The following is a 14,054-nucleotide window of genomic DNA, read 5'->3' as shown; positions in this document are numbered from 1 at the left end:
TCGTGGTCGGTCGTGTCAGCGGTTGCCGGGGCGCTGCTTGCTGCGCGAGCCGCTGGGGCGCCGGTTCTCCCGGCTGCCGCCCCGCTTGGGCTGCTGGCGCTGGCGGCGAGCCTGCGCAGCCGTGGTGGTGGGGTGGTCGGCCGACGCGGCGGCGCCGGCGTCCGTGGCCGGCAGCACCTGGCCGCGCCGGGCGGCGCGGCGCGCACGGCGCTCCTGCAGCTGCTTCTCCGCCACGGACCCGGGGTTCGGCATGCGACGGATCACGAAGAACTGCTGCCCCATGGACCACACGTTCGTCGTCAGCCAGTACAAGAGGACACCGATCGGGAAGTTGACGCCGGAGACGGCGAAGATGACCGGCAGGATGTAGAGCATCATCTTCTGCTGCTGCGCGAACGGGTTGCCCTCCATCGACGCCGAGGAGGTGTTCTTCGCCATCAGCTGCTTCTGCGTGATGAACTGCGACAGCGACATCAGCACGATCATCACCGCGGTGAGGACGATGGTGCTGAGCTCACCCTCCTGGCCCCAGGACTGCAGGAAGATGTCGGACAGCTGCGAGCCGAAGATCGTCGCGTTGTCCGCCTGTTCGACGAGCTCGGCGTTCAGCGGGCCGACGGCCTCGCCCTTGCCGATGCCGTTGAGGGTGTGGAAGAGCGCGAAGAAGATCGGCGACTGCAGCAGGATCGGCAGGCAGCTCGCCATCGGGTTGGTGCCCGAGGTGCGGTACAGGGCCATCATCTCCTGCTGCATCGCCTGACGGCTGGCAGGATCGGTCTTGCCCTTGTACTTCTGCTGGATCTTGCGCATCTCCGGCTGGATGACCTGCATCCCGCGCATCGCCTTGATCTGCTTGACGAACAGCGGAATGAGCAGGACGCGGATGACGACGACCAGGCCCACGATGGACAGCGACCACGCCGCACCACCGGCCGGGTCGAGCCCGATCGCGGTGAGCAGGTCGTGGAAGCGCACCATGATCCAGGCGACGACCCACTGGATGGGGTACAAGAGGTCGTAGAAGAACTCGATCATGCTGCGGCTAGTCCTCTCGAGACGGGCTCTTCGCCCTCATCGGTGCTGTCCCCGCCCTGAGGGACCCCTGGGCGGAACGGGATCGACGCCACCAGGGTTCCACGGGTGGCATCGCAGGAGCCTTCGAACGGTCAACCAGGTGCCGACCAGCGCTCCCCGGGTGCGCAGCGCCTCGACCGCGTAGGCGGAGCAGGACGGGTAGAACCGGCACGTCGGCCCCAGCACGGGGGAGACAGTGAACTGGTAGGTGCGCACCAGCGCGACCAGCAGCAGCGCCGGCCAGCGCAGCGGGTGCCACCACGAGCGCGGCTCGGAGCCGCCGGCGGGGCTCACGAGGGCGTCAGTCCGAGGCGGCGCAGCCCCCGGTCGACGTCTCCGGCGAGGTCGGACGACGTGGCGCCCGCGGCCGCGGGCAGCGCCCGCACCACGAGCAGGCCGCCGTCCGCCGGCAGGACCGGCAGGCGGGCGGCCGCGAGGTGCCGGAGGCGCCGCTGGGTGCGGTTGCGCACCACGGAGTTGCCCACGGCCTTGGACACGACGAAGCCCACCCTCGTGGGGTGGGCTTCGTCGGTCTGCGCCCAGTGCAGGACGACACGGCGGGTACCGGCGCGCACGCCCTGGCGCAGGGCGACGGTGAAGTCGTCCCGCGACCTCAGGCGGTGCGCTGCCGGCAGCACCGGGTGCCGCTCGTGCGGACGCTGATCAGGCGGACAGCTGCGCGCGGCCCTTGGCGCGGCGCGCGGAGAGGATGGCGCGGCCGGCGCGGGTGCGCATGCGCAGGCGGAAGCCGTGCGTCTTGGCCCGCCGACGGTTGTTCGGCTGGAAGGTCCGCTTGCTCACGTCAGTTCTCCATGCTCGCTGAAGGGCCGGGGCTCCGCCGTCGGTCCTTGCCGGTGGCGGCCGAGTCGTTCGGCGCACCGGAGGTGCCACGGAGCACAATCCCCAGCAGGGTACGGTGGCGCCCCCACCCCGGTCAAAGCGCCGTCGCGCCACCCGGTGCCCCGTGCAGGTGACCGCCCGGCGGACGCCACTTGAACGGCGACCGCCGCCGTTGTTACCGTCCCGTCCGACTGCCGACGCCCCCGCTGACCCTGGCGCGTCGAGGGGTGCCTCGTCCTACCCGGCCGTCGTGCACAGTGTGTGGACAGAGGTGTGGACGAAGCCCGTCGAACTGGCCGGGCACGACGGGAGATGGCTCGAGTGGAGACCGACCGGGGCAACTTCCCCGACGTCTGGGAGCGCGCGGTCGCGCAGCTCGACGAGGGCGGTGTGACCCCGCACCAGCGCGCGTTCGTGCGGCTGACCCGGCCGCTGGGGCTGCTGGACGGCACGGCGCTGCTGGCGGTGCCCAACGACCTCACCAAGGAGGTCATCGAGCAGAAGGTCCGCGAGCCGCTGACCCGCGCGCTGAGCGAGCAACTGGGCATCGCGGTGCGGCTGGCGGTCACGGTCGACACCTCCATCGGGCAGACCCTGGCCCCGGAGCTGACGGGGGAGCACGGCGGCACGGGCCCCGGCGGGGGCGTCAGCAGCCTGGAGCGCGAGCGCGGGGCCCGCCCGGAGGGCGAGGCGGACGTGCGCTCCTCGCCGGCGGCGGGCGAGGACGACCCCTCGCTGGACGACTCCGACCCGGACCTGCTGTTCACGGGCTTCAAGGTGGACCGCGGTGCCGGCACCGGACGGCAGGCGTCCCGTTCGAAGCCGGGCGCGAAGACCGAGAACGCCCGGCTGAACCCGAAGTACATCTTCGAGACCTTCGTCATCGGCGCCAGCAACCGCTTCGCGCACGCCGCGGCGGTGGCGGTGGCCGAGGCGCCGGCGAAGGCCTACAACCCGTTGTTCATCTACGGCGAGTCGGGGCTGGGCAAGACGCACCTGCTGCACGCCATCGGGCACTACGCGCAGAACCTCTACCCGGGGGTGCAGGTGCGGTACGTGAACTCCGAGGAGTTCACCAACGACTTCATCAACTCCATCCGCGACGACAAGGCGCAGGCGTTCCAGCGCCGGTACCGGGACGTCGACGTGCTGCTCATCGACGACATCCAGTTCCTGTCGAACAAGGTGCAGACGCAGGAGGAGTTCTTCCACACCTTCAACACGCTGCACAACGCGAGCAAGCAGGTCGTGATCACCTCCGACCTGCCGCCGAAGCAGCTGTCGGGCTTCGAGGACCGGATGCGCAGCCGCTTCGAGTGGGGCCTGATCACGGACGTGCAGCCGCCGGACCTGGAGACCCGCATCGCCATCCTGCGCAAGAAGGCGATCGGGGAGCGGCTGGAGGTGCCCGAGGACGTCAACGAGTACATCGCCTCGAAGATCTCCTCGAACATCCGGGAGCTGGAGGGGGCGCTCATCCGCGTCACCGCCTTCGCGAGCCTGAACCGGCAGCCGGTGGACATGCAGCTGGCCGACATCGTGCTGCGCGACCTCATCCCCAACGACGAGACGCCGGAGATCACGGCAGCGGCGATCATGGGGCAGACGGCGTCGTACTTCAGCGTGACGCTGGAGGACCTGTGCGGCACGTCGCGCTCGCGCACGCTGGTGACGGCGCGGCAGATCGCGATGTACCTGTGCCGGGAGCTGACGGAGCTGTCGCTGCCCAAGATCGGTCAGCACTTCGGCGGGCGCGACCACACGACCGTCATGCACGCCGAGCGCAAGATCAAGCAGCAGATGGCGGAGCGGCGCAGCACCTACAACCAGGTGACCGAGCTGACGAACCGCATCAAGAAGCAGGCCGGCGCCTGAGGCGCCTCCTGCAGCGCACCACCGGCCGCTGAGGGGCCGTCGTCCCCAGCGATCCCCAGCTGAGCGCCGTCGTCCACAGGTTGTCCCCACACCTGTGCACTTCCGCACGGTTCCCCTGAGCCCCCGCACCCCCCGGTGCGGGGGCTCTCGTGCGTCCGGAGCGCTCGGCACCCCACGGAAATCGTTTTCTCCACAGGTGGACCCACATTCGTCCGGAGGGTCGCGAAGGTTGTCCACGGGTGTCCACACGCTGGGGACAACTCTGTGGACACCGACATCCCCAACCGTGGACAACCCGGTGGACGAACCGTGGACACCGCAGGGACCGCCTGGGGACGGTTGTGGGCGCCGTTCCCGCCGTCCCCAGGCCTGTGGACGGGAGGCGGCCGGCGTCCGCAGGCGGTCCACACGCCCAGAACGGGTCGCCGACCGCGCTGACCTGCGACGACGCCCGTCCATCCACAGGCTGCACAAGGGCGACGACGACGATGGATCCCCCTGGAGATGGATCCGTCAACCCACGAGATGTGTGGACACCTGCTGGGGACGGGGGACCTCCACCCCTGCCCCGGAGGAGCCGGGGAGGCTGTGGAGACCGGTGGACGGGCGGTGGACGGCCGCCTGCACCGACCGGCAGGCTCTCCACTACTGTCGGAAGCCGCCCGCGCTGCGGGTGGGTGCGGACGAGGTGGACTCGGCGGGAGGCGGTACCTGGTGGAGCTGCAGGTCGAGCGCGACGTGCTGGCGGACGCCGTCGCGTGGGCGGCCCGGGCCCTGCCGTCCAGGCCCCCCGTGCCGGTGCTGGCGGGAGTGCTCCTGGAGGCCGGCGACGACGGGACGCTGCGGCTGTCGACCTTCGACTACGAGGTCTCCGCGCGCGTGGAGGTCCCCGCGGAGGTCCGCACCGGTGGGCGGGTGCTCGTCTCCGGCCGCCTGCTGGCCGACATCTCGCGCAGCCTGCCGCCGCGGCCGGTGACGCTGACCACCGACGGCTCCAAGGTGGTCGTCACCTGCGGCGCGAGCCGCTTCACCCTGCTGACGATGTCGGTCGACGAGTACCCCGCCCTGCCCGCGATGCCCGGGGAGTCCGGGACCGTGCCGGGCTCGGAGTTCACCGAGGCGGTCGCCCAGGTGACGGTCGCGGCCAGCCGGGACGAGACCCTGCCGATCCTCACGGGCGTGCGCCTGGAGATCGAGGGCGGCCGGCTGACGCTGCTGGCCACCGACCGCTACCGCCTGGCCGTGCGCGAGCTGCGCTGGAACCCCAGCACTCCGGACTTCACCACCGCCGCGCTGGTGCGGGCCCGCACGCTGTCCGACGTCGCCCGTTCCCTGGGCGGCACGAGCACGCTGCGCATGGCCCTGGCCGACGGGGGCAGCGACCTCATCGGCTTCTCCGCCGACGGCCGGCAGTCCACCTCGCTGCTCGTGGACGGGGAGTACCCCAAGGTGCGGGCGCTGTTCCCGGCCGAGTCCCCCACCCACGCCGTGGTGTCCACCGCAGCCCTGGCCGAGGCCGTCAAGCGCGTGGCGCTGGTGGCCGAGCGCAACACGCCCGTGCGCTTGCGCTTCGAGGACGGCGTGCTGTCCTTGGAGGCGGGGCAGGGCGAGGACGCGCAGGCGACGGAGGCCCTCGAGGCGTCCCTCATGGGCGAGCCCATCGCCATCGCCTTCAACCCGCAGTTCCTCCTGGACGGGCTGGGAGCGCTGTCGGCGCCCTACGCCCGCCTGTCGTTCACCCAGTCGACCCGGCCCGCCGTCATCACCGGTCAGGCCGAGGCCGAGGGGGAGGACGACGACAGCTACCGGTACCTGCTGATGCCGGTCCGCCTCGCCGGCTGAGCCGGCACGCACGCGAACCCCGGGCAGCCGGGGAAGGAAGGGGTCGTCCCGATGCACATCGGACTCGTCGGTCTGGGGAAGATGGGCGGCAACATGCGCGCCCGCCTGCGTGACAAGGGCATCGAGGTCACGGGGTACGACCCCAACCCGGACGTCACCGACGTCCCCTCGCTGGCCGCGCTGGTCGAGGCGCTGCCCTCCCCGAAGGTCGTGTGGGTGATGGTCCCCTCGGGCAAGGTCACCCGCGACACCGTCGCGAACCTCGCCCCCCTGCTGGGCGACGGCGACCTCGTCATCGACGGCGGCAACTCCAAGTGGACCGACGACGAGATCAACGCCAAGCTCCTCAGCGAGCGCGGCACGGGGTACATGGACTGCGGCGTCTCCGGCGGCGTGTGGGGCAAGGACAACGGCTACGGCCTCATGTGCGGCGGCGCCGACGCCCACGTGAAGCTCGCGATGCCGATCTTCGACGCCCTGCGCCCCGAGGGCCCGCGCGAGGAGGGCTTCGTGCACGCCGGCGGCGTCGGCGCGGGCCACTACTCCAAGATGGTCCACAACGGCATCGAGTACGGCCTCATGCACGCCTACGCCGAGGGCTACGAGCTGCTCGAGGCGAAGGGGATCATCAAGGACGTCCCCGCCGTGTTCAAGGCGTGGACCCGGGGCACGGTCGTGCGCTCCTGGCTCCTGGACCTCATGGTCCGGGCCCTGGAGGAGGATCCCAAGCTCGACAACATCCGCGGCTACGCCCAGGACTCCGGCGAGGGCCGCTGGACGCTGGAGCAGGCCATCGAGAACGCCGTGCCCATGCCGGTGCTGGCGGCGGCCCTGTTCGCGCGCTTCTCCTCCCGGCAGGAGGACTCCCCGTCGATCAAGGCGGTCGCCGCGCTGCGCAACCAGTTCGGCGGGCACGCGGTGAACGCCGCCGGGCCCACCTCGGGTTCCGGCTCGACGCACTGACGCCGAGCGCGTGCACGTCGCGCACCTGTCGCTGGTCGACTTCCGCTCGTACCCCGGCCTGGAGCTGGAGCTGCGGCCGGGCACGACGACGTTCGTGGGGCTGAACGGGCAGGGCAAGACGAACCTGGTCGAGGCGATCGGGTACGCCGCCACGCTCGGCAGCCACCGGGTGGCCGGGGACGCCCCGCTGGTGCGCCAGGGGGCGCAGCGGGCCGTGGTGCGCGCGCAGCTGGTGCGGGGGGAGCGCCGGGCGCTGATCGAGCTGGAGATCACGCCCGGCCGCGCCAACCGGGCGCGGCTGAACGGCGCCCCGCTGCGCCGTCCCCGCGAGCTGCTGGGGGTGCTGCGCACCGTCCTGTTCGCCCCGGAGGACCTCGCCCTGGTCAAGGGCGACCCGGACGGGCGCCGGCGCTACCTCGACGACCTCCTCGTCACGCGCTGGCCGCGCCTGGCCGGGGTGCGCAGCGACTACGAGCGGGTGCTGCGCCAGCGCACGGCGCTGCTGAAGTCCGCCGGTGCGGCGCTGCGCAGCGGCCGCGCGGACGCCTCGACCCTCGACGTGTGGGACGAGCACCTGGCGGCCGTGGGCTCGGAGCTGCTGGCGGCGCGCCTGGCGCTGCTGGAGGACCTGCGCGGGCCCGCGTCGGAGGCGTACCGCACGGTCAGCGGCGGGCAGGGGGAGCTGGAGCTCGGCTACCGCTCGTCCCTCCCGGTCCTGTCCGAGGGGGCGGCCACGGCCGCCGGCGGTGCGCTGCCGCTGCGCGAGGAGCTGCGCCTGGCGCTGCTGGCGGCCACGGCCGAGCAGCGCAAGGCGGAGCTGGAGCGCGGGGTGTGCCTGGTCGGCCCGCACCGCGACGACCTGGTGCTGACGCTGGGGGGGATGCCCGCCAAGGGGTACGCCAGCCACGGGGAGAGCTGGTCGGTGGCGCTGGGGCTGCGGCTGGCCAGCTACCGGCTGCTGCGCGAGGACGACGAGCACACCGACCCGGGCGGTCCGGTGCTGGTGCTGGACGACGTGTTCGCCGAGCTGGACGCCGGGCGGCGCGAGCGGCTGGCGCAGGTGGTGGCCGGCGCCGAGCAGGTGCTGGTGACCGCCGCGGTGCCGGAGGACGTCCCGCAGGCCCTGCGGGGCAGCGGGGCCGACCGGGTGCTCGTGAGCACGGGCAGCGCCGTCCGTGGCGACTGACGCGGCCGGCGGAGACGCCGACGCGCCGCGGGAGGGTCCGGCGGAGGACCCCGCGCAGCCCGTCGCGGACGCGGGCGCGGACCTGCCCGAGCCGTCCACCGGCCAGGAGGCCACCACGACGGGGGCGGACCTGGCCCGCACGGCGCTGGGCCGGGCGCGCGCCGCGGCCGCGGCCAAGGGCCTGCGACCCGGGCGCGCGGGCCAGGGCGCCGGCGGCCGCGGCGGCGGTGCCACCCGGGCGGAGGAGCGGGCGCGCCGCACCGGCGCCTCGGCCCGCTCGGGGGCCTGGCCGGACGCGCGCGACCCGCAGACCCTGGAGTCCACCCTGGGCCGGCTCGTGGGCGAGCGGGGCTGGGAGCAGCCGGTGGCGGTGGGCGGCGCGTTCGGGCGCTGGGACGCGGTGGTCGGCCCGGAGCTGGCGGGGCACTGCGCGCCGGAGACCCTCAAGGACGGCACGCTCGTGGTGCGCGCGGAGTCCACGGCGTGGGCCACGCAGGTGCGCCTGCTGACGAGCGTGCTGGTGCGGCGCCTGGACGAGGAGCTGGGCCACGGCGTGGTGACGAAGGTCGTGGTGCGCGGGCCGCAGGGCCCGTCCTGGCGCAAGGGGAACCGCTCCGCCCCCGGCGGGCGCGGCCCGCGCGACACCTACGGGTGACCGGGCCGCTGGTGGTGCGGGAGCCGCGGAACGCGCGCTGCGCGCTCGCGGGTGGCGGCGCGTAGGTCCCCCCGCGGACGGGGGGTCGGCGCGCCACAGGCGCCTTGGGCGGCCCGCTGACGCGTCCGGCGGCTCCGCGCGGGGTAGAATGGCGTGAACCTGGCGGTCGTGGTGGCCCCGGCGTCTCGGGGCTCGTCTCCGCACGCCCGCCCCCGCGCCGCTCGACGCGGAGGGAGAGCACGCGCTCGTGCCAGACCAAGAGCCGACCAACCCCGACCAGCAGTCGCCCGCACCGGAGGAAGCGCCGTCCCTGGCGGACGCCGTCGCGGCCGACGGCACCCCGTCCTCGGACTACGGCGCCGACGCCATCACCGTCCTGGAGGGCCTGGAGGCCGTCCGCAAGCGCCCCGGCATGTACATCGGCTCCACCGGTGAGCGGGGCCTGCACCACCTGGTCTACGAGGTCGTCGACAACTCCGTCGACGAGGCGCTCGCCGGTCACTGCGACACCATCGGGGTGACGCTGACCGCCGACGGCGGGGTGCGGGTGCAGGACAACGGCCGCGGCATCCCGGTGGACGTCATGCCCGGCGAGGGCCGCCCGGCGATCGAGGTCGTGCTGACGGTGCTGCACGCCGGTGGCAAGTTCGGCGGCGGCGGGTACGCGGTGTCCGGCGGGCTGCACGGCGTGGGCATCTCCGTGGTCAACGCGCTGTCGCGCCGCCTGGACGTCGAGGTGCGCCGGCAGGGCCACGTCTGGCGCCAGTCGTACGCCGACGGCGTTCCGGTGGCCCCGCTGGCCAAGGGCGAGGAGACCGCGGAGACCGGCACCACGGTGACGTTCTGGCCGAGCGCGGAGACGTTCGAGACGACGACGTTCGACTTCGAGACGCTGCGCACCCGCTTCCAGCAGATGGCCTTCCTCAACAAGGGGCTGACGATCTCGCTGCACGACGAGCGCCCCACGGCCGACGGCGAGGCCGAGGCCGAGGCGGTCGACGAGGCGCCGCTGCGCGAGGTGACCTACCGCTACGACGGGGGCCTGGTCGACTACGTCCGGCACGTCAACGCGCAGAAGAAGAACGACGCGCTGCACGACTCGATCATCTCCCTGGAGGCGGAGGACGCCGAGCAGGGCATCTCCGTGGAGATCGCCATGCAGTGGACGACCGCCTACTCCGAGGCCGTCTTCACGTACGCGAACACCATCAACACCACCGAGGGCGGCACCCACGAGACGGGCTTCCGCACGGCGCTGACGGCGCTGGTGCAGGAGTACGCCCGGGCCGCGAAGCCCCAGCTGCTCAAGGACAACGAGAACCTCGAGGGTTCCGACATCCGCGAGGGCCTGACCGCCGTCATCTCGGTGAAGCTGTCCGAGCCGCAGTTCGAGGGCCAGACGAAGACCAAGCTCGGCAACACCTCGGCGCGCACCTTCGTCAACGCGCAGGTGCGCGAGCACCTCGGGCACTGGTTCGCCTCCAACCCCAAGGAGGCGTACACCATCGCGAAGAAGGCGCACTCCGCGCTGGTGGCGCGCCAGGCGGCCCGCAAGGCCCGCGAGGCGAGCCGCAAGTCGCTGCTGGAGCGCAACTCGCTGCCCGGCAAGCTGAAGGACTGCCAGTCGAACAACCCCTCGGAGTGCGAGGTCTTCATCGTCGAGGGCGACTCCGCCGGCGGGTCGGCCACTCGCGGGCGCGACCCTCGCACCCAGGCGATCCTGCCGATCCGGGGGAAGATCCTCAACGTCGAGAAGGCGCGGCTGGACCGGGCCCTGGGCAACCAGGAGGTGCAGGCGCTCATCACGGCGTTCGGCACCGGCATCGGCGAGGAGTTCAACCTCGACAAGCTGCGGTACCACAAGATCATCATCATGGCCGACGCGGACGTCGACGGGCAGCACATCCGCACGCTGCTGCTGACCCTCCTGTTCCGCTACATGAGCCCGCTGGTGGAGAACGGCTACGTCTACCTGGCCCAGCCGCCGCTGTACCGGATCAAGTGGATGGGCGGTGTGGAGCACGAGTTCGCCTACTCCGACCGCGAGCGCGACGCCCTCATCGAGGCCGGGCTGGCCGCGGGCAAGAAGCTGCCCAAGGAGAACCGGACCCAGCGCTACAAGGGCCTGGGCGAGATGAACTGGGACGAGCTGTCCGAGACGACCATGGACCGCGCGCACCGCACGCTGCTGCAGGTGACCCTCGAGGACGCCGCCGCGGCCGACGCCGTCTTCTCGGTGCTGATGGGCGAGGACGTGGAGTCGCGCCGCTCCTTCATCCAGCGCAACGCCCGCGACGTGAGGTTCCTCGACGTGTAGGTCCCCCTCGTTCCACGTGGAACCAGCACCCGAGAACCCGTGACCTGAGAGGGACCCCGCCGTGAGCGAGAGCACCACCGAACCCCCCACCGGCGACCGCGTCGAGCAGGTCGACCTGCAGCTCGAGATGCAGCGCTCGTACCTCGACTACGCGATGAGCGTCATCGTCTCGCGTGCGCTGCCGGACGTGCGCGACGGGCTCAAGCCCGTGCACCGCCGCGTGCTGTACGCGATGTACGACGGCGGGTACCGCCCGGACCGCGGGTACTCCAAGTGCGCCCGCGTCGTGGGTGACGTCATGGGTCACTACCACCCGCACGGCGACACCTCCATCTACGACGCGCTGGTCCGCCTCGCCCAGGACTGGTCGTTGCGCTACCCGCTCGTCGACGGGCAGGGCAACTTCGGCTCGCCCGGCAACGACCCGGCCGCCGCGCCGCGCTACACCGAGTGCCGGATGGCGCCGCTGGCCATGGAGATGGTCCGCGACATCGACGAGGAGACCGTCGACTTCTCCCCGAACTACGACGGGCACACCGCGGAGCCCGACGTCCTGCCGAGCCGGTTCCCCAACCTGCTCGTCAACGGTTCCGCCGGCATCGCCGTCGGCATGGCGACCAACATCCCGCCGCACAACCTGCGCGAGGTCGCCGAGGGCGTGAAGTGGCTGCTGGAGAACCCGGACGCCTCCGACGACGAGCAGCTGGCCGCGATGCTGCAGCGCGTCAAGGGCCCGGACTTCCCGACCGGTGCGCTGATCCTGGGCCACCGCGGCATCAACGACGCCTACCGCACCGGTCGCGGCTCCATCACCATGCGCGCGGTCGTCGAGGTCGAGGAGATCTCCGGGCGCACCTGCCTGGTCGTCAGCGAGCTGCCCTACCAGGTCAACCCCGACAACCTGGCGGTCAACATCGCGGACCTCGTCCGCGACGGCCGGCTGTCCGGCATCGCGGACGTGCAGGACCACACCTCCGGCAAGACCGGTCAGCGCCTGGTCATCGTGCTGCGCCGCGACGCCGTGGCCAAGGTCGTGCTCAACAACCTCTACAAGCACACCCAGCTGCAGCAGAACTTCGGCGCCAACATGCTCGCGCTGGTGGACGGCGTGCCGCGCACGCTGCCGATCCACGCCTTCCTCAAGCACTGGATCACCCACCAGCTGGACGTCATCCAGCGCCGCACCCGGTTCCGGTTGCGCAAGGCCGAGGAGCGCGCGCACATCCTGCGCGCCCTGCTCAAGGCGCTCGACGCGCTCGACGAGGTCATCGCCCTGATCCGGGCCAGCGCCACGGTCGAGGCCGCGCGCGACGGCCTGATGGGGCTCCTCGCGATCGACGACGTCCAGGCCCGCGCCATCCTGGAGATGCAGCTGCGCCGGCTGGCCGCGCTGGAGCGCCAGCGCATCACCGACGAGCACGACGAACTGATGCGGCTCATCACGGACTACAACGACATCCTCGCCCGGCCCGAGCGGCAGCGGCAGATCGTCGGCGACGAGCTGACCGAGCTCGTCGACAGGTACGGCGACGAGCGCAAGACGCAGATCCTGCCCTTCGAGGGCGACATGAGCGTCGAGGACCTCATCCCCGTCGAGGACGTCGTCGTCACCGTCACCCGCGGCGGCTACGCCAAGCGCACCCGCACCGACCTGTACCGCGCCCAGCGCCGCGGCGGCCGCGGCGTGCGCGGGGCGTCCCTGCGCGAGGACGACGTGGTGGAGCACTTCTTCACCACCACGACCCACCACTGGCTGCTGTTCTTCACGAACCTGGGCCGGGTGTACCGCGCCAAGGGCTACGAGCTGCCCGAGGGCGGCCGCGACGGGCGCGGCCAGCACGTCGCGAACCTGCTGGCCTTCCAGCCGGGGGAGCGCATCGTCGCCGTCCTGGACATCGCGGACTACGAGCAGGCGCCGCACCTGGTGCTCGCCACCCGCGGCGGCATCGTCAAGAAGACCCGGCTGAGCGAGTACGACTCCAACCGCTCCGGCGGGCTCATCGCCATCAACCTGCGCCAGCGCCCCGGCGCGGACGGCGAGGAGGTCGACGACGAGCTGTTCGCCGCCGCCCTGGTCGACGAGGGGGACGACCTCTTCCTCGTCTCCCGCAAGGGGATGAGCGTGCGCTTCCCCGCCGCCGACGACACCCTGCGCCCGATGGGGCGGGCCACCTCCGGTGTGACGGGCATGAAGTTCCGCGGCGACGACGAGCTGCTGGCGATGGCCGTGGCCTCCGACGACCTCGACGTCTTCGTCGTCACGGAGCTCGGGTACGCCAAGCGCACCGCGATCGCGGAGTACCGCCGGCAGGGGCGCGGCGGGCTCGGCATCAAGGTCGCCAAGCTCGCCGAGGCGCGCGGCGACCTCGTGGGCGCCCTGACGGTCTCCGGGGAGGACGAGGTCCTCGTCGTCATGGCCGGTGGGCGCGTGGTGCGCTCGCGGGTGGACGAGGTCCCCGCCAAGGGCCGCGACACGATGGGCGTCACCTTCGCCCGCCCCGAGCCGGGGGACCGCATCATCGCGGTGGCCCGCAACGCCGAGCGCGTCCTGGACGACGAGGTGGCCGCCGAGGAGGCGTCGGAGGCCACCGTCCAGGGGGTCGACGACCCGCTGCAGGACGTGGCCGGGAGCGGGGACGACCAGGCCGCCGCGCTCGGCGCGGACGAGCCCCCGTCCCCCGCAGACACTGCGCCGGACCCGGCTCATGACGTACGGTCTCCTGGATCGGCCGACGGGGGTTCCGCGGTCGAGACCGACACCGACTCCGGAGGTGCCTCGTGAGCCCCGCCGAACGCACGGCCTCCTCGCCCGCCACCGCGGCGGCGAGCCCGTCGAAGGCCAGCGCTGCAGCACCGTCCCGCCCGGCGGCGCGCACGGGCCCGGCGCAGGCGGTGGAGGTGCCGCGGCGGGTCCGGCTGACGCTGGCGCGGGTGGACCCGTGGTCGGTGACGAAGTTGTCGTTCCTGCTGTCGGTGGCGGTGGGCATCGCGCTGGTGGTGGCCACGGCCGTGGTGTGGAGCGTGCTGGACGGCATGGGCGTCTTCACCGACGTCAACGGGCTGCTGCGCGACGTCGTCGGCGGCGAGGTGGACGTCAACCTGCTGGACTACCTGGGCTTCGGCAAGGTCCTGTCGCTGGCCACGGTCATCGCGGTGGTCGACGTGGTGCTGCTCACGGCGCTGTCCACGATCCTGGCGTTCCTGTACAACGTGTCGGCCGCGCTGGTCGGCGGCCTGCACGTGACGCTCTCGGACGACTGACCACCCACCGGCAGACACCGGCGGTCGGTGGCACGCCCGGG

At 72.4% G+C, this 14,054-nt stretch carries 12 protein-coding genes; 8 read left to right on the top strand and 4 right to left on the bottom strand.

The genetic code is table 11. The annotated features are described in order from the left end of the window. Positions 1 to 15: 15 nt before the first annotated feature. The 4 genes from yidC to rpmH are packed head-to-tail and all read right to left on the bottom strand — an operon-like array spanning position 16 to position 1,875. Positions 16 to 1,035, bottom strand: coding sequence for a membrane protein insertase YidC (gene yidC, locus ACRYM0_RS08405; RefSeq protein WP_432503973.1), 1,020 nt, complete (start codon positions 1,033 to 1,035; stop codon positions 16 to 18). Between the two features lie 36 nt (positions 1,036 to 1,071). Next, the gene (gene yidD / locus ACRYM0_RS08400; protein ID WP_432503971.1) at positions 1,072 to 1,368 is read right to left on the bottom strand and encodes a membrane protein insertion efficiency factor YidD; all 297 of its coding nucleotides are present in this window, start codon (positions 1,366 to 1,368) and stop codon (positions 1,072 to 1,074) included. After that, positions 1,365 to 1,712 (bottom strand): ribonuclease P protein component, encoded by a 348-nt coding sequence (gene rnpA, locus ACRYM0_RS08395; RefSeq protein WP_432503969.1) that lies wholly within the window; start codon positions 1,710 to 1,712, stop codon positions 1,365 to 1,367. The genes yidD and rnpA overlap by 4 nt, the downstream gene beginning before the upstream one ends. 25 nt (positions 1,713 to 1,737) lie before the next feature. Then, complete coding sequence (rpmH, locus tag ACRYM0_RS08390) at positions 1,738 to 1,875, bottom strand: 50S ribosomal protein L34 (protein ID WP_166610470.1); 138 nt, start codon at positions 1,873 to 1,875, stop codon at positions 1,738 to 1,740. Between the two features lie 360 nt (positions 1,876 to 2,235). Between rpmH and dnaA the strand changes: the two genes are divergently transcribed. From dnaA to ACRYM0_RS08350, 8 genes are all read left to right on the top strand, one after another. Further along, complete coding sequence (dnaA, locus tag ACRYM0_RS08385) at positions 2,236 to 3,789, top strand: chromosomal replication initiator protein DnaA (RefSeq protein WP_432503966.1); 1,554 nt, start codon at positions 2,236 to 2,238, stop codon at positions 3,787 to 3,789. A 714-nt stretch (positions 3,790 to 4,503) separates the two neighbouring features. Continuing rightward, a complete protein-coding gene (gene dnaN / locus ACRYM0_RS08380) occupies positions 4,504 to 5,631 on the top strand; it encodes a DNA polymerase III subunit beta (protein WP_432503964.1) in 1,128 nt (375 codons plus the stop codon). A gap of 51 nt (positions 5,632 to 5,682) precedes the next feature. Further along, complete coding sequence (gnd, locus tag ACRYM0_RS08375; protein ID WP_432503962.1) at positions 5,683 to 6,594, top strand: phosphogluconate dehydrogenase (NAD(+)-dependent, decarboxylating); 912 nt, start codon at positions 5,683 to 5,685, stop codon at positions 6,592 to 6,594. 10 nt (positions 6,595 to 6,604) lie between these two features. Next, positions 6,605 to 7,780, top strand: a complete 1,176-nt coding sequence (gene recF / locus ACRYM0_RS08370) for a DNA replication/repair protein RecF (RefSeq protein WP_432503960.1) — start codon at positions 6,605 to 6,607, stop codon at positions 7,778 to 7,780. After that, a complete protein-coding gene (locus ACRYM0_RS08365; protein WP_432503958.1) occupies positions 7,770 to 8,435 on the top strand; it encodes a DciA family protein in 666 nt (221 codons plus the stop codon). Before recF ends, ACRYM0_RS08365 begins: the two co-directional genes overlap by 11 nt. Before the next feature lie 247 nt (positions 8,436 to 8,682). After that, entirely contained in the window at positions 8,683 to 10,752 is a 2,070-nt protein-coding gene (gene gyrB, locus ACRYM0_RS08360; RefSeq protein ID WP_432503956.1) for a DNA topoisomerase (ATP-hydrolyzing) subunit B, read from the top strand. A gap of 61 nt (positions 10,753 to 10,813) precedes the next feature. Continuing rightward, a complete protein-coding gene (gene gyrA, locus ACRYM0_RS08355; protein WP_432503954.1) occupies positions 10,814 to 13,534 on the top strand; it encodes a DNA gyrase subunit A in 2,721 nt (906 codons plus the stop codon). After that, on the top strand, positions 13,531 to 14,013 hold the full coding sequence (locus tag ACRYM0_RS08350; RefSeq protein WP_432503952.1) for a DUF3566 domain-containing protein: 483 nt from the start codon (positions 13,531 to 13,533) through the stop codon (positions 14,011 to 14,013). The genes gyrA and ACRYM0_RS08350 overlap by 4 nt, the downstream gene beginning before the upstream one ends. Positions 14,014 to 14,054 lie beyond the last annotated feature (41 nt).

This window comes from Kineococcus arenarius subsp. arenarius (assembly GCF_050871845.1).
Taxonomy (GTDB): domain Bacteria; phylum Actinomycetota; class Actinomycetes; order Actinomycetales; family Kineococcaceae; genus Kineococcus.
This window is presented reverse-complemented; position numbering and strand designations above follow the sequence as displayed.

Bases quoted from the DNA above. Each gene is read 5' to 3' on its own strand.
- yidC (WP_432503973.1), bottom strand. From the start codon at position 1,035: ATGATCGAGTTCTTCTACGACCTCTTGTACCCCATCCAGTGGGTCGTC.
- gnd (WP_432503962.1), top strand. From the start codon at position 5,683: ATGCACATCGGACTCGTCGGTCTGGGGAAGATGGGCGGCAACATGCGC.